This window comes from Gemmata palustris, assembly GCF_017939745.1.
Classification (GTDB): domain Bacteria; phylum Planctomycetota; class Planctomycetia; order Gemmatales; family Gemmataceae; genus Gemmata; species Gemmata palustris.
The window spans coordinates 4,293,867-4,310,535 of record NZ_JAGKQQ010000001.1 but is presented as its reverse complement, the minus strand read 5'-3'; the positions used below and the strand labels follow the sequence as shown (position 1 = coordinate 4,310,535).

Sequence of the window (16,669 nt, the reverse complement as noted above, 5' to 3'; positions counted from 1 at the left end):
CTTTCAACCAATTATACGATACTGGACATAAGAATACAAATGGTTCCGAACGGAACTGCAGGGCCGTTGAGTTCTCGTAATTGCGTGACTCCACCCGCTCGTTAACTCAGTGGCAGCAGGTGTCCTTTGTGGCCACTTTGGTGGGCGGCGGGAGGTCGTTGGCGGGATTCATCGTGAAGAAGCCGTTCGGCTTGAGCAGGAAGCCGATGGTGGCCGTCGGCATCACCGGGTAGTCTTCCGGGCGCGGAATGTGTGTGTGCCCGAAGGTGTACCAGAACACCACGTCCGTGTTCGCGATGGGTCGGTCCCGCTCGGTCCACTTCACCAGGCCGTCGCCGCCCGTGCTCTGGTTCGGGTAGTCGCCGGCCGCGAACCGCTCGCCCGCGTCGAACGGCGTCACCCACACGTGATAGTTCACGAACCCGGCCCGGCGCCGCCACCACGCATCGGTACTCGCCATCGGGAGCGAGTTGTCCATCGGGAGGAGCTTGTACCCCACCGGTTCGCCGACCGCGTTGGGGACGTTGGGGTTCACCACGCGCCAGGTCCGGGCGGTTTCCAGCTTGAGGTGATCTCGGGCCTGCTTCTCGGTTTCCAGTGTCGTGGACCGGGCGCGAAAAGCGTTGCCGTGCGGGTTCGCGGGTCCGGGTTCGTCCGGCACCACGTCCACGCGCTGGACCGAGTTGTTGATCCCGTCGAGAGCGAAATCGAGCCGCACGTTGAAGAAGTGCTGGTGAACCGGGGCGTAGAGTTGCGGCGCAATCATCGTACCGTACTCGGACTTTTCGCCGGGGTGCATGGTACCGAGCGAGAGAATCCCGGTAAGTCGCACTTCCAACTGAATGTTGCCGTCCTGGTAGAGCGACCAGAAGAACCCGTACTCGTAGTTCTCGACGGTGGAGACGCTCGACACGATGAGGCGCCGCGAGCGCCGGACCTCGGGCCGGTCCGGGAACCGGCGATCGGTGTGCTTCCAGAGTGTGCCCGCGTCCTCTTCGTGCATACAGATCGCGTTCGTGATCGTGAGCGGCGCACCGCGGCTCGTCACCAAGTGCGCGTCGAAGTAGCGGATGTGGCCCACACAGTCGCACCCCAGCGTCAGGCTGTTCGCACACATGCCCATGCCGTACTCGCCGACATCGAAGGCGTTCTTGCGGAACTGCGTGGGCGCCGGGTCGCCGTAGGGCACGACCATTTCGGTGAGTGAGGCGCGGTGCAAGATTGAGCGCTCTTGACCGTGGTCGGTGTAACGCAGGTGGTGAAGTGTCAAACCTTCGCGGGCGTTGAATCCGATTACGAAGCTCCAGTTCTGCCACGTCACCCGGAACCCGTCCACCTGGAAACTCGGGCCGTCCGGTTGCGTGATCTCCAGGCGCTGGATATCGCTCCGCGGGTTCGGCACGCGGTCCGCGGCATAATTGCCCGGCTGCGGGGGCAGTGGCCAGTGCCCGTACTCTTCGACCCGGATCACCTTCATCTCGTTGAGATCCACGACCGGTCGAATGCCCTCGATCGGGCGCGCGTACCCGTTATCGGTCGGGTCCGAGCGCAGGAAACAGAGCGGCCGGGCGAGCCGGCGCGTGCTCTCCTCGGGTTCGCCGTAGTTCCCCGCGCTCCAGATATCGACCATCACGAGCGACACGTCTTCCACCCCGTACTGCTTCTTGAGCGCGGCCCGGAACTCGGGGCTGGCGAGCACGGCCTGTTCGCACTCGACCTGCTCGTCGATGGTCATCGTCGGCTGCGCGCCGGGGACGTGCTTCCAGGTGAGCACCTTGCGCTCGGCGAGTGCGAGCGTCGCTTCGTAGCACGAGTTCGTGGCGTTGTCGAACAGCACCGCCAGCGCCTTGCGATCGAACGCGGCCCGGTCGCCGGCGTGAACGAGGGCCTTTGGCGGTTCTTCCAAACTGATCGAAACGAATCGCGTCGTCGGGGTAACGCGGCCCGCGTCCTTGAGGGCGGCGACCGCGGAGCGAACCTCTTCGGCCGTGAGGGGTTCGAGTGGGTGCTTGACGGTGGACATGGTGCCTCGGTGGGTGGGGCCGGAGAGGTGGCGCAAGTGTACCCGTCGCGCGCACGGGTACCAATCGATTTTGAGCCGCGTGCGCGAATCGGATTTTGCCCTCTCCCCTTGCGGGAGAGGGTCGCCGCGCTTCGCGGCGGGGTGAGGGGTTGCTCCCAGGTGCAGGAGGTTACCCCTCACCCGGTTCGCAAAGCCTCACCACCCTCTCCCGCTCCCCGGCCCGCGAGAAGCTCCGCTGACCGGGTCGGGGAGGACAACGGGAGAGGGCATAGCACCAAGCCGACCCATGACCCACGTTTGCCATCTGCTGACAGAGGCCGGCCACACAAGATCACCGATCGACGCAACATCACTTCGAGAGGTTCACGTTCTTCGCTGCGGCACCGAGCGCGTCCGCGGCGGCGCGCATCGCGTTCTCGGCCGAGGTCGGGGGGGCGGCGGTCAAGTTGACGAGCGCCGTGCGCATCGCGACCTCCGCCGTGCGCAGGGCGATACCGAGGTCGTTCGCGCTCGTGCCGCTCGCGGGGGCCGCGCCGGAGATGCGCGTGTACGCGGTGCGAACGCGCGCGTCGGCGTCGGCCCGCAGTTTCGCGGCTTCCCGGATCTCGCTCGCGTCGGCCTTGCGCGCGGCTTCGAGCAACAACTTCTCCGCACGCGCCACTTGTGTCACGGCCTCGACGAGTGCGTTCGTGGTCTCGTCGAGCGGGTCCGACCCCTTCGCCGACAGCTCCAGCACCCGGGCCAATTCTCCGGCCCGGGCCGCGAGTTCCTTCGCGCGCGCGATTTGTTGCGCGGTCGCGGCGTTCGCTGCGCCGGTGAGCTTCGTTACCGCTTCGAGTACGGTCCGCTGCCGGGCGGCGAGGGCCGCGGCGCGCTGGCCCCACGGTTTCCCGGCGCCGGTCCGTTCGAGTTGCTTCAACTGGTTCGTGGCGTCTTCCGCGCTCTTGAGCGCCCCGGGCGCGTCGCCGGCGCGCAGGCGATCGGCCGCACCCACCGCGGCCTTCCACTGTGTTTTGGTGTCTCCCGCCTCGGGCACAAGGGCGAGGAGGGTCGCCGCGATCGCGCGCTGCTCCGTTTCGAGGTCGGGGAACGGGTTGACGGGCGCGGGGCGGAGCCGGTCCGCGAGCGCTTGCGCGAAGTTCGTCAACTGATCGTGGAGCGTGCGCTGTTGACCCGTGAGCCCGCGGAGCGCTTCGGCGAACGCCCGGGACGGCAGGTGCGCATCGATTTCCGGCGGGGGCTGCGGCGCGCTGGCGCCCGCGGGCGCGGCGAGTTCCGCGATGTCGGCCATCTTCGCCGCGAGTTCGTCGAGCGCCTCCGCGAGCGCCTTCTGGTCCGAGGCGAGGCGATCGGGTTCGGCCTTCGCGCCGAGCCGCGCGTACTGGTCCAGTGCGCGCCTCTTGTTCAATTGGCCCACTACGCCCACGCGCGTGTGGACGAGTTCCTCCGCCTCGTGCTTCAGTTGCCGGCCCGCTTCGTCGGAGGCCGGCGGGTTGAACGGCGCCTTCGCGTCCGACAGTTCTTTTGCGCGGGCGCCCGCGAGGCGCCGGTTGGACGCGAGCCGCTGGACGCGCTCCAGATCGGTCTCCGAACCGTTGAGCCGGTCCCGGAACTGGCCGAGCGCATCGGCCGCGGCGCGGACGTTGCGCCGGGCTTCGTCCGGCTTCGTGCCCTCGCGAAACCAGGTGTCCGCCCCCAGGAGCGCCTTCTTCGCATCGGTCAGAAGGGCCGGGGCTTCCGGGGCAACGAACCGCTCCAGTTGCCTCGACACGTCTTGCACCACCGGGCCGGCCGGTTCGAGGAGCTTCGCCGTGAGGTTCGCGCCGTGTGCGTCGAGCGCGTCTGCGAGGGCGGCGAATTTGTGGTGCAGTTCGTCCACTTTCGTGTCGGGCGGCGGGGAACCTTCGAGTGCGAGTTTGAGCCGGTCGAGTTCGCGGCGGACCAACAACTGCGACGCTTGAATGTCGAAGGGCGCGCCGTCTTGTAGATCCGTGACGGCGAGGGCCAGTGCCGAGACGACGCGCGCCTGGCGCTCGCCCAAACCGGGGAGATCGAGTGCGGCCACCGCCGGCCCGAGGGTCCGCTGACGGTCGGCGAGCGGCGCGAGTTTTTTGACGAGCGCGGGCGTCGGGGCTTGCCCCTCGTACCCGCGGAGCGCGCGCTCGACGTCGTTCGCGAGCACGTCCTGTGTGGGCCGGAGCTTGTCGAGCGCGCGGAGTGTTTTCGTGAGCCGCTCCGCGACCGCGGGCGTTTTCTCCGCGAGCCGGTTGAGCGCGTCGGCGGCGAGCTTCATCGCCGTACCCGCCCCGGCGCCGGTCTCCGCGAGGCTACTGTGCGCCGTGCCGGTGTGGATCGCGGCGTTGTCGCGTGCGGCCTTTACCGTCGGGTCCGGGGGAAACGCGAACTGCATCAACCCCGTGTGAAGTGCCTTTTGTTCGCTGCGAAACGCCGTTCGCGTTCCTTCCGGGAGCTTGTCGAAGGGGATCGTCTTCGTTGCCGTGTTGAAGCGCGTGAGGAGATCGTCCTGCCACAGCGCGAGTTGCCTCGTGCCCTTTTTGGGGTCGATCCGGTCCGCGGCCCACTTGTCGAACTCGAGCGCGATCCGCTCGAGGGCCTGCGCTTGTCGCTCCAACTCGGTGAGCGCTTCGACCGTTTTGCCGAGCGCGGCGAGGTCCACGACGCGCCGGAACTCCTCGAGTTTGGGGGGCGCGGACCCGGCCAGGCGCGCGGCGGTATCGATTGCCGCGAACAACTGCGCGGCCCGCTTCGTGAGTGCCTCTTGGTCGTGCGCGAGCCGTTCGAGGATCGTGGCCTGTGCGCCGATCGAGGTCTGGCGCGCGACCTTATCGAGGTCGCGGATCTGTGCGGATAACTCGAAGAGTGATTGCGCGAGCCGGCGCGCTTCCGTGCCCTTCGCGCTCTCGGCCGCGGCGCGAAGGGGGGCGCTCTCGGCGACCAGGGCTTTCAGTTGTGCGAACAGCTCCCGCTGGCGGGCGAGTACGTCCTTCTCGCCGGCTCGGGCGAGCGCGGATTGGTCCGCGGCGAGTGTACCGAGCTTGGCGCGGTCGAGCCGGTCGCGGGCGAGGTTCGCGTTTCGCGCGAGTAGCGCGTCCAGTTTGTCGCCGGCGCCGCTCAGGTGCTCGGTCGCACTGGCGAACGCGCTTTCGCGCCCGTTTTCGTCGGCCTCGATTTTGCGGACCGCCTCTTCTGCGCCTTTGAGTTCGCGGTCGGCGATTTCGCGCGCGGCCGCGGCGAGCGGGCGCAGTTCGAGTGTGAGGGCCGACTCGCGCGCGAGGTTGTTGAGCACCTCGACCGCCCGGTCGATCTTCTCGCGGATCGTATTTAACCGAATGATGTGATCGGGCGCCAGTGTCGTGTGCCCGATCACATCGGTCCGCACCGCGCTCAGGACTTCTGCGGCTTCGCGCACGGCGCGGCGCGCGGTTTCGGTCGCGCTGCGGACCGCGTCGCGCTGGTGCAGGACGTCTTGCTCTTCGATCGGCGGCGCGGTCGCAGCGATCCGCAACTCGCTCCACCCGGTCGCGGGGTAGAACGTTTCTTGCGGGCCGAGCGCCTTGCCCGCACCGATGCTGCGATTGTCGGTCACGCGAATTCGGAAGCGAACGGTGCCACTCGCGGGCGCCAGCTTCGCGAGGTCGAAATCGAGGTGCCCGGTTACCCGAGCGGTTCCGCTCGGGATCAGTGGAACGGACAGCGGTGCTGTGTTGGAATCGAACTCCAGCACGGCCCCGGAAACGTTCATGTCGTCACAGGCGACGAAATCAATTGCGATGCGGGCGTCCGGGCGCGCGGTCCGCGGGTACGAGGCGACGCCGGAGATGTGCTCGATCCACGGGGCTTTGTCGCGTGTGATTCGCGCGTGAATGGTGCTCACGGAACGGAGTTTTTTGCCGTTCTCTTCTCGCAGCAGGACCAGTCGCAGGGTACCACTCTCGTGCCCGAGGGCGGGGACAGCGGCGGTCGCCGAGAGGCCGTCCGGTGCGAGTTCCAGCGCGATCGGTTCCGGCTTGGCTTCGCCGCGGCGCCATTCCAGTTGCGCGGCCGCGGCCGGGTGCGTGAACTTCAACTGAATGGTGACGGCGCTGTACTCGAGGGCGTCGAAGTCCGCGAACCCCGCAACCGTCTGTTTGCGCCACGACGCGGCGTAGTCGGGCGGGGCGATCTCGATGCGCGTTCCTTCCGCCAGTTCCACCGCGTCCAGCGCCGTGACGCGGAACCACTCGCTCGTCGTGCTACCGATCTGAACGCGGTACTCGAAGTCGCCCGTTACTTCGGGGCGCGTGACGTGGACCGCGCCGGTCTCGTCCGCGGTCATCGGGAGCCGGTACTCGGACCCGCTGGCGTGGTGGCGGAACAGCAGCACGGCGCCTTCGGGGGCGCGCACGAGTACCCGGCCGTCGATCTTCTCCGCGAACGCGGTCAGCGTAACTGATCCACCGCGCCGAACGACCGGTTCGCCGGACGTGACGACCACGCGAACGCCCGCGCCCGGGGGCCGGGACCAGGGCATCGCCACGCGCTTGATCCGGTCCGCGCTGTTGGGCACCAGCCCCGCGCCCATCAGGAAACTGAGTAGAGTGAGTAGGGCGCCGCAAACTCGTAGGAGCGCCGGGTGCGTCGGAATGGCGCGTTCAAAATCGACCGCGCGGGCGCGCCGGGCGGTGTCCTCGACGAGCGCGGCCCGCACCGCGGCGGACGTTCCCGCTTGGTCCTCGTCCACGAGCGCCCGGAGCCGCTCGGACAGTTCCGGTAATTTCTTCGCCAGTTCGTCGGCAACGTCCGCGAGCGAGAGGTCGGCCTGCCACGGTCGCACGACGAGGTGCCACACGAGGACGCCCAGGCCCGTGACCCACACCGCGATGAACAGCCCGCGCGCGGTCGCCGGGAGCTCGAAGAGGGTGTCGAGGAGCAGAACGAAGGCGGTCGCGGCGACGGCCGCGAGGAGGCACAGGCTCGCGCCGCGGGCCAGGCGCAGCGCCCGCACGCGCGGAACCAGCGCGACGAGCCGCTGTTCGAGGGCGGGCGGCAGTGCGGCGACCATCAACGCTCCGAAGGTACCTGCGTCCGAACCGCGCCCGGACACGCGCGAAGTGTGTGACTAAACTATACCCGCGGCCGGACCGTCGCGGCAAGCACGAGCTGCGCCCCCTCACCGGAGTCACCAATCATTATGGTCTCGCCCGAACGCTTGGCGTCGATGCAGAAGAGCTGGGTGCGGACGCTCGAACAGTACCGCGTGGCGCCCGTGGACGCGTACCCCGCGTTCGACGTGCTCGTGGCCGCGTACTCCGCGGTGGAGCGGTACTACCACAACCTCGAGCACATCGGCGAAATGTTCAGGGTGGTCGAGCGCCTGACGCCGACCGTCGAAGACCCGAACGCGCTGCAACTCGCGGTGTGGTTCCACGACGCGGTGTACGACTCGCGCGCCAAGGACAACGAACAGCGGAGCGGGGAACTCGCGGTCGACCTGCTCGGCCCGATCGGGGTACCCGCTTCGGCCATCAATCGCATCGTGCAAATGATCTGGGCGACCGCGCACGCGGCCGAAGCCCCCGGGGGCCGCGACACGCAAGTGCTACTCGACGCCGATCTCGCGATCCTCGGCGCGTCCGAAGAGCGCTACGCACGTTACGCCCGCGACATTCGCAAGGAGTATTCCTGGGTGCCGGACCCGGAGTACCGTGCGGGCCGGACGGCCGTGCTCACGAAGTTCCTTGCCGCGCCGCGATTGTACCACTCGCCGATCATGTTCGAGGAGGGCGAGGAGCGGGCGCGGACGAACTTGCGCAACGAACTGGCGGAACTGCAGGGGGCACGAGGGGCGTAGACTTCCTGGCGGGACAGAGGACAGAGAACAGAGAAGGCAGAGGACAGAGAACAGAGAAGGCAGAGGACAGAGAACAGAGAAGGCAGAGGACAGAGAGTGGGCAAATGTTTCTCTGTCCTCTGTCCTCTGATCTCTGTCCTCTGTCCTCTGAAAGTCCGGTTCGCCACGAATCCGATCCGCCGATCGTCCCTCTAATGTGCAACGCCCGCCTCCAACCATTTCGAGAGGCCGGGAAGGAGGAGCAACTTATGGACATGAACCAGTTTACCGAGAAGGCACAGCAGGCCCTCGCCGGAGCGCAAAAGCTCGCGGCGCGGTTCAACCACCAGCAAATCGACGTCGAACACGCGCTCTTGTCGTTACTCGATCAGGAGAAGGGACTTACGCCCGCTATTTTGGAGAAGGCCGGCGTCTCGGCCGATGCCGTCACGATCAAGATCCAGCGCGAGTTGGAGAAACAGCCCAAGGTGACCGGCACGAACGCCGAACCGCGCCTCACGCAGCGCCTCATCAAGCTCATTGACGCGGCCGAGGGCGAGGCGAAGAAGCTCAAGGACGAGTACGTCTCGGTCGAGCACCTGCTGCTCGCCATGACGGAGGACACCGGCACCGCGGGGAAGACGCTCCGCGAGTTCGGCCTCACCCGCGATCGGCTCCTGACCGCACTGAAGGAGGTGCGCGGCAGTCAGCGCGTCACCTCGCAGAACCCGGAAGAGACCTACCAGTCGTTGGAGAAGTACGGGCGCGACCTCACGCAATTCGCGCAGCGCGGCAAGCTCGACCCGGTGATCGGGCGCGACGAGGAGATCCGCCGCGTCATGCAGGTACTGTCGCGCCGCACGAAGAACAACCCCGTGCTCATCGGCGAACCCGGCGTCGGTAAGACCGCCGTGGTCGAGGGCCTCGCGCAGCGCATCGTTCGGGGAGACGTGCCCGAGGGCTTGAAGGACAAGATGATCGTGGCGCTCGATATGGGCGCGCTCATCGCGGGGGCGAAGTACCGCGGCGAGTTCGAGGAGCGCTTGAAAGCGGTCCTGAAGGAAGTGACGTCCTCGGAAGGCCGCATCATCCTGTTCATCGACGAGATGCACACGATCGTCGGCGCGGGCAAGGCCGAGGGCGCGATGGACGCGGGCAACCTGCTGAAACCGCTCCTCGCGCGCGGCGAGTTGCACTGCATCGGCGCGACCACACTCGACGAGTACCGGCAGCACATCGAGAAGGACGCCGCGCTCGAGCGCCGGTTCCAGCCGGTGTTCGTCGGCGAGCCGTCGGTGGAGGACACGATCAGCATCCTGCGCGGGTTGAAGGAGCGGTACGAGGTTCACCACGGGGTGCGCATCAAAGACTCGGCACTGGTTTCGGCCGCGGTGCTATCCAACCGCTACATCTCGGACCGGTTCCTGCCCGACAAGGCCATCGACCTGGTGGACGAGTCGGCCGCGAAACTGCGCACCGAGATCGACAGCATGCCGGCGGAGCTGGACGAGATCAGCCGGCGCGTGATGCAGTTGGAGATCGAGCGCGAGGCGCTGAAGAAGGAGACCGACCGCGCCTCGCGCGACCGGCTCGAAAAACTGGAACACGAACTCGGCAACCTGAAGGCCGATGCGGACGCACTGAAAGCCCGGTGGCAGGCGGAGAAGCAGGCCGTTCAGCAGGTGCAGGTGATCCGCGAACAGCTCGAACAGACGAAGCAGGAGATCGAGCGCGCCACGCGCCAGGGCGAGTACCAGAAGGCGGCGGAGTTCCAGTACGGGAAGCTCCCCGAACTCGAAAAGAAGCTCGCGGCGGCGGAAGTCGCCTTTTCACGCGATAAGGCGAACAAGCTCATCAAGGAAGAGATCGGCGAGGAGGAGATCGCGGCCGTCGTGAGCCGGTGGACCGGGGTGCCGGTGTCGAAGCTCATGGAGGGCGAGAAGGAGAAGTTGCTCCACCTCGAGGACGAACTGCACAAGCGCGTCATCGGCCAGAACGAGGCGGTGCAAGCGGTGTCCGAAGCGGTCGTTCGTGCCCGGAGCGGGTTGAAAGACCCGAACCGGCCCATCGGGAGCTTCATCTTCCTCGGGCCGACCGGCGTGGGCAAAACGGAACTGGCCCGGGCGCTCGCGGAGTTCCTGTTCGACGACGAAAAGGCGATGATCCGCATCGACATGAGCGAGTACCAGGAGAAGCACACGGTCTCGCGCCTGGTCGGGGCGCCCCCGGGCTACGTGGGGTACGACGAGGGCGGGCAACTCACGGAAGCGGTGCGGCGCCGGCCGTACTCGGTGGTGCTGTTCGACGAGATCGAGAAGGCCCACCCGGACGTGTTCAACACGCTGCTCCAGGTGCTCGACGACGGGCGCCTCACGGACGGGCAGGGGCGCACGGTGGACTTCAAGAACACCATCGTCGTGATGACCTCGAACGTCGGCAGCCAGCGCATCCTGCAGTACAAGGGGTCGCACATTGGTGAGGTGTACGATCGCATCAAAGACGCGGTCATGGACGAACTGCGCAAGGGGTTCCGGCCCGAGTTCTTGAACCGCGTGGACGAAATCATCGTGTTCCACGCGCTCACCGAAGCGGACCTCACGAAGATCGTCGAGATCCAGCTCGGCAACCTGCGGAAGCGCCTGGCCGAGCGGAAGATCGCGCTGAAACTCACGGACGCCGCGAAGACGCACATCGTCCGCGCGGGGTACGACCCGGCCTATGGTGCGCGCCCGCTGAAGCGCTCGATCCAGCGGGGGGTGGAAACGCCGCTCGCGCGGATGCTGCTGAAGGGCGAGATCACCGACGGCGGTACGGTCACGGTGGACTGCGACGCCTCGCACGACGCGCTCACGTTCGCCGCGACGAACCCCGAAGCGGTCGCGTAGGGAAATGAGCCGCAAAACGTGCCCGCGGTACCAACCGCGGGCGCGTCCGTTTCCGCTGCCCTGTCCACGGTGCGGTGGTATCGTGAGCGCCCGTCGCTTTCGGGGAGTGCTCGTACCATTTTTTCTTGCGACGAGCCGCGACCGCCAGGAGCGGAGGTACTCCGAACTCGGGTGGCCTCAAGGTAGCCCGGGAGGTGCCTCCCGCTCCCTGGCGGTCGCGGCTCGTCCGACCACTGCTGTAACGAGCCGCGACCGCCAGGGAGCGGGCGGCACCTCCTGCGCTCGGATGACCTCAAGGTAGCCCGGGGAGCCGCGCCTTGTAACGAGCCGCGACCGCCAGGGAGCGTGCGGCACCTCCTGCGCTCGGGTGGCCTCAAGGTAGCCCGGGGAGCCGCGCCCCGCTCCCTTGCGGTCGCGGCTCGTTTGCCGACAACACGTTCGTGGTGCGCCGGGATCAGGCGTCCTCTTGCCCCTGGCGGTCGCGGGTCGTCGCAAGGCCCTACGAATCCGTGCCGAGAGCGCGGATCAGATTAATGAAGGGCAGCGGTTCGAGTAAGCGGATTCGATACACCACCCGCGCTCGAACTGCACATTTATTCAGATTCTCCCCACGGATCTGTGTCTTCGGGGTGTATCTGTGGCGCCCCCGTTTTTCGTCGAGTTGTGCCATTCCGCCCACGTTTCCCACTTGTGCCTCGCCGCCGGGCCGCTATACAACAACCCCGACGCCCCCGCCCGTGCTCGCCCGAGCGCGGTACGCGGGGATTCCATCCGTGCATTAAGGCGGTTCGCATGAAGCGCGCGCTCATTACCGGGATCACCGGTCAGGACGGCAGTTACCTCGCGGAATTGCTCCTCGAAAAGGGTTACGAGGTTCACGGCATCGTCCGCCGGGCGAGCACGGAGTCCTTCGAGCGGATCGAGCACCTCGCGGGGAAGATCCACCTCCACCAGGCCGACCTGCTCGACCAGCTCTCCATTATCGACGTCATCAAGGTGTCGAACCCGCAAGAGGTGTACAACCTCGCGGCCCAGAGCTTCGTGCCGACGAGCTGGAAGCAGCCGATGCTGACGGGGCAGTTCACCGCCCTCGGCGTGACGCAGGTGCTCGAAGCGGTCAAGCTCCTGGGCCGCGACACCATCAAGTTCTACCAGGCGTCGTCGAGCGAAATGTTCGGCAAGGTCCAGGCCGTGCCGCAGATCGAGACCACGCCGTTCTACCCGCGCAGCCCCTACGGGGTGGCGAAGGTGTACGGCCACTGGATCACGGTGAACTACCGCGAATCCTACAACATGTTCTGCACGAGCGGCATCCTGTTCAACCACGAGAGCGAGCGCCGCGGGAAAGAGTTCGTCACCCGGAAGGTGACCGACGGCGTGGCCCGCATCAAGCTCGGGCTGGCGACCGAACTGAAGCTCGGCAACCTCGACTCCAAGCGCGACTGGGGGTTCGCCGGCGACTACGTTCGCGCGATGTGGCTGATGCTCCAGCAGGACAAGCCCGACGACTACGTCGTGGCCACGAACAAGACGCACACGGTCCAGCGGCTCGTCGAGGTGGCGTTCACCGCCGCGGGCCTGGACTGGCAGAAGCACGTGAAGATCGACCCGTCGCTCGTGCGCCCGGCGGAAGTCGATCTGCTGATCGGTGACCCGGCGAAGGCGAAGAAGCACCTCGGCTGGGAGCCGGAGGTGAGCTTCGAGCAACTGATCGAGCGCATGGTGAAGGCCGACCTCGCCCGCCTCCAGGGGCAGCCGGTGCCGGACTTCAAGGCCAGGGGCATCTGATGGCGACCCTCGTCCACAAGGATGAGGGGGCGCCGGCGCTCCCGCCCGCAGGGGCCGGGGGCGCCCGAACACCTATGCGAATTCTCATTACCGGCATCACCGGATTCGTCGGCGGGCACCTGGTGGACCACCTGGTGTCGGCGGGCGGGCACGCCCTGTTCGGGGTGAGCCGGAACGCGACGTGGCCCCCGGTACTCGAGCACCTCGCCCCGCACGCGAAGTTGTTCGCGTGCGACTTGTGCGACCGGGCCGGCACCGAGGCGGTGGTCCGCGAGGTGCGCCCGGACTGGGTGGTCCACCTCGCGGGGTACGCCAACACCGGCGGGTCGTTCCGCGACCCGGACCGGGCGTGGCGCGAGAACTTCACCGCGACGCGCTCGCTGTACGACGCGCTCGCGGCTTCGGGCGTGCAATCGCGCGTGCTGTTCGTTTCGACCGGACTCATTTACGGCGAACCCGACCGGCCCGACGAGCCGTGCGACGAGTTCACGACCCTCAAGCCCGCCAGCCCCTACGCCGCGAGCAAGGCCGCCGCGGACCTCATTAGCTACCAGTACACGCGGAGCCCGGGCCTGGATATTGTCCGCGTGCGCCTGTTTAACCAGATCGGCCCCCGGCAGAGTGCCGACTTCGCGGTGCCGAACTTCGCGCGGCAAATTGCCGCCGCCGAAAAGGGCACCCAGCCGCCGGAGGTGCGCACCGGCGACCTCTCCGCCCGGCGCGACATCGCCGACGTGCGCGACATCGTGGCCGCGTTCCCGCTCCTGCTGGAGAAGGGCGTGAACGGCGAGGCGTACAACGCGGCCCGGGGCGACTCGTACCAGATCCAGGACGTACTCGACCGGCTCGTGGCGATGGCGCGGTTGCCGATCAAGGTGGTGCAAACGCTCGAACCGGGGCGCAAGGCCGACACCGCGGTGACGAGTGCGGACGCCCGCAAGCTCCGGGCGGCGACCGGCTGGGAACCGCAAATCCCGCTCGAACGCACCCTCGCCGACGTGCTCAACTACTGGCGGTCGATTTAGACGCAGAGTTGAAGATCGTAAGCATTGCTTTCAAGGCTTTCGGCCTTACGAAAGCATGTCCGACGCCAAGTCACGGCATCGTGAAGCACTCGCTTCATGTAAGGGCGTGCCGAATCCGAACGCCTAGCAAACTCTCGCAAGACCTGCGCCTCAACAGTCTTGAGGCGTTTAATCGTTTGTCGGAATCACACTTGATCCCACAGTCCCATCTGCTTCATATTCCGAATGCCGTCGACGGTCACTTCTTTATTGGGAATCGCGCCGATGGTAACCAAATACTTCACAATGACGTAGTCGTGAGCTGGGTTGTAAGCAAGATCGAGTGGTGTACTTCGGCGGCAGTCCTGTCGATTTAATTCGCTCCCCGCCGCAACGAGCGTTTTGACGACATCCAGTGAGCCACTATGGACGGCATAGTGAAGCGGAATACCTTCTGGGCAATAGGCGTTTACATCGGCTCCCAGGTCCAATAGCAGCATGACAAGATCAAGATAACCCTCTCCCGCTACCAAGTGCAAAAGAGTTCTGTCCCATGACGCTTTGGCGATAGCGGGTTGCCGTCTGATTTCATTCGCCAAAAGTTGCGCGTTCACCTTCGAGGGCTCAACCAAAGCAATCTTAAATTCGGCCAACTGACTCCAGTCCCATTCCTCGAACATTTCGCCGTGGAGTGGGGCGTCGGGGTTAAAGCCTGATTGAGGTCTTGTCATCGCTAGCTCTCCCAACTGCTTTTGTCGATATTGTACTTGTTTGATTGACTGGCCCCGTGGCAACCACTGGGCGCTTTTCACTGACAGTGAGCGTTTTGACTTTACGACTTTCGACTTGTGACCGTCTCTGGTATTCTCTCAGAACGAGCCTCGCGGTGGCACTGGATAGGCTCGCTAAACTCAACCACCGCATATAAAGCATGTCCGACGCCAAGTTGCGTCACGCGATCGCGTTTGAAGCCGCTCGACTGATGTACGAGCGCGTCGAATCCGAATACTTCACCGCCAAGCGCAAGGCCGCGAAGCGCCTGTGTCGCGGCACCGTCAAACCGAGTGACCTGCCCAGCAACGCGGAGATCCGCGACCAAGTTCAGGCGTTCGCGCGCGTCCACGAGGGCGAGGCACGCACGGTCAACCTGCGCGACATGCGGCTCCACGCGCTGCGGCTCATGCGCCTGCTGTGCCGGTTCCGCCCGCGGCTCATCGGCAGCGTGATGACCGGGCACACCCGTAAGGGCTCGGACATCGATCTGCACCTCTTCAGCGACTACCTCGAGCCGATCACCGCGACGCTCGACGAAGAGGGCCTGCAGTACGACGTGGAGCACAAGCAGATCACGAAGCACGGCGAGACCCGCGTGTTCACCCACGTTCACGTCTTCGACGTGTTCAACTTCGAGCTGACGATCTACGCGGAGAACCTCGCGCACTACGTGTTCAAGTCGTCGATTACGGGGAAGGCCATCGAGCGCGCCAGCACGCGCGAACTCGAAGAGCTGATCGCCCGCGAGCACCCGGAAATCTCGATCGAGGACGCGATCGCCGAGCAGGAGGAAGCGGTCGACCCGTACCAACTGTTCCGGCTTCTGCTGTTGCCGCTGGAAACCGTGAAGCAGAGCGCGAAGTACCACCCCGAAGGCGACGTACAGTTCCACTCGCTCCAGGTGTTCGAGCTGGCGCGCGACGAGCGCCCGTGGGACGAGGAGTTCCTACAGGCCGCGCTGCTGCACGACGTGGGGAAGGGCATCGACCCTTACGACCACGTCGCGGCCGGGCTTCAAGCGCTCGAGGGGCTCATCACCCCGCGGACCGCGTGGCTGATCGAGAACCACATGCTCGCGCTGGAGTACAAGGCCGGAACGCTCGGTCACCGCGCGCGGAAGAAGCTCGAAGAGTCCGACGAGTTCGAGGACTTGATGCTGCTCCGCGAACTCGACACCCGCGGCCGCGTACCCGGCGCGCAGGTGTGTACCGTGGACGAGGCGCTCGACTTCCTCAAAGAGTTGGACCGACAGAACAAGTGGAAGTAGCGCGGTACCGAAGCTCTCACCCGCTCGTTGACACGCGCGGTTCGCCTGAGCCTTGGGCGAACCGCGCGTGTCAACGAGCGGGTGGTCTTTCTTCGCACCCGGGCTTTTCGATACGTATACGGTTATGACGCACACGCACCCCGCTCTCGCGCTGTTCCCGGTCGTGATCGAGTTCGACATCGGCTGGAGCGACATGGATTCGTTCGACCACGTGAGCAACCTGGAATACTTCCGCTACTTCCAGGACGCGCGGCTGAACTACATCACGCGCACCGGGTGGCTCGATACGAAGCGCGAGCTCGGCCTCGGCCCCATTTTGAAGAGCACGTCCGCGACGTACCGCAAGCCGCTGAAGTACCCGGACCACGTGTGGGTCGGGGTGCGTGCCACCGAATTGCAAGTGGACCGCGTGGTGTTCGAGCACAAGCTCGTGAGCCGGGCGTGGGACGCGGTCGCGTGCGAGGGGCTCGCCACTGTGGTGAGCTACGACTACCGCAACGAGTGCAAAATCGCGCTACCGGAGCGCGTGCGGAAAGTGATCGAGGAGTTGGAGTCAGCAAACAAATGACCCCGGACGCCAGAGGCGCCGGGGCACGATGTTCGATCAAAGAGCCCGCTCTTTAGCGGTTCAGATCGAGCATGAAGAAGTCGCGCGGGCTGCGGGTGAACGGCTGGTGCGGGAACACGAGTGTCCCCTGGGCCGGGCCGTAGGCACCGGGCGGGTACCCGTTCGGGTTGTACGCCGGGCCGCTCTGGTTGTAACCCATCTGCGGGTAGTATTGCGCCTGCGAAGCCGGCACCTGGCTCGACCGCGAGCCGATGTGGAAGAGCCTCTTGAGGCGCGGGTTCAGCCCGTACTTGTCGGGGGCCACGCCGTTGTACGGCCCGCCCGCGCCCATCAGGGTGTTCGGGTCGGCTTGCGGGGCCTGAGCGCCCGCTTGCGGCGCGCCCGCCGATCGGGGGCCGCCCCAATCCGTTCGTGCCGCGCTGGTGGTCAACCCGACCGCCACAACTGCTAACAGCAACCGCTTCATTCGCGTGTCCCTCGCGACCCCGGTCCGAACTCGGTCCGGTCGATACCACGTGTATCGTCACTCC

At 66.1% G+C, this 16,669-nt stretch carries 10 protein-coding genes; 6 read left to right on the top strand and 4 right to left on the bottom strand.

Annotated elements, in window-relative coordinates:
• Positions 1-106: 106 nt before the first annotated feature.
• Positions 107-2,023 (bottom strand): primary-amine oxidase, encoded by a 1,917-nt coding sequence (locus tag J8F10_RS17680; RefSeq protein ID WP_210655851.1) that lies wholly within the window; start codon positions 2,021-2,023, stop codon positions 107-109.
• Between the two features lie 349 nt (positions 2,024-2,372).
• Positions 2,373-7,085 (bottom strand): hypothetical protein, encoded by a 4,713-nt coding sequence (locus J8F10_RS17675; protein WP_210655849.1) that lies wholly within the window; start codon positions 7,083-7,085, stop codon positions 2,373-2,375.
• Positions 7,086-7,214: 129 nt separating this feature from the next.
• Here J8F10_RS17675 and J8F10_RS17670 point away from each other — a divergent pair, with 129 nt between their 5' ends.
• The 4 genes from J8F10_RS17670 to J8F10_RS17655 all read left to right on the top strand — a co-directional run bounded on the left by J8F10_RS17670 (position 7,215) and on the right by J8F10_RS17655 (position 13,551).
• Complete coding sequence (locus J8F10_RS17670; protein WP_210655847.1) at positions 7,215-7,874, top strand: HD domain-containing protein; 660 nt, start codon at positions 7,215-7,217, stop codon at positions 7,872-7,874.
• Between the two features lie 248 nt (positions 7,875-8,122).
• Positions 8,123-10,738, top strand: coding sequence for an ATP-dependent chaperone ClpB (gene clpB / locus J8F10_RS17665; protein WP_210655845.1), 2,616 nt, complete (start codon positions 8,123-8,125; stop codon positions 10,736-10,738).
• A 792-nt stretch (positions 10,739-11,530) separates the two neighbouring features.
• Entirely contained in the window at positions 11,531-12,526 is a 996-nt protein-coding gene (gmd, locus tag J8F10_RS17660; RefSeq protein ID WP_210655836.1) for a GDP-mannose 4,6-dehydratase, read from the top strand.
• On the top strand, positions 12,526-13,551 hold the full coding sequence (locus tag J8F10_RS17655) for a GDP-mannose 4,6-dehydratase (protein WP_246523419.1): 1,026 nt from the start codon (positions 12,526-12,528) through the stop codon (positions 13,549-13,551). The genes gmd and J8F10_RS17655 overlap by 1 nt, the downstream gene beginning before the upstream one ends.
• A gap of 185 nt (positions 13,552-13,736) precedes the next feature.
• Here J8F10_RS17655 and J8F10_RS17650 read toward each other — a convergent pair whose 3' ends face one another.
• Positions 13,737-14,261, bottom strand: coding sequence for an ankyrin repeat domain-containing protein (locus J8F10_RS17650; protein WP_210655834.1), 525 nt, complete (start codon positions 14,259-14,261; stop codon positions 13,737-13,739).
• A 200-nt stretch (positions 14,262-14,461) separates the two neighbouring features.
• Here J8F10_RS17650 and J8F10_RS17645 point away from each other — a divergent pair, with 200 nt between their 5' ends.
• Complete coding sequence (locus tag J8F10_RS17645) at positions 14,462-15,571, top strand: tRNA adenylyltransferase (RefSeq protein ID WP_210655832.1); 1,110 nt, start codon at positions 14,462-14,464, stop codon at positions 15,569-15,571.
• A gap of 124 nt (positions 15,572-15,695) precedes the next feature.
• Positions 15,696-16,139, top strand: coding sequence for an acyl-CoA thioesterase (locus J8F10_RS17640; protein ID WP_210655830.1), 444 nt, complete (start codon positions 15,696-15,698; stop codon positions 16,137-16,139).
• A gap of 52 nt (positions 16,140-16,191) precedes the next feature.
• Here the strand turns inward: J8F10_RS17640 and J8F10_RS17635 are convergent, their stop codons facing one another.
• Complete coding sequence (locus tag J8F10_RS17635; RefSeq protein WP_210655828.1) at positions 16,192-16,605, bottom strand: hypothetical protein; 414 nt, start codon at positions 16,603-16,605, stop codon at positions 16,192-16,194.
• Positions 16,606-16,669: the final 64 nt, after the last annotated feature.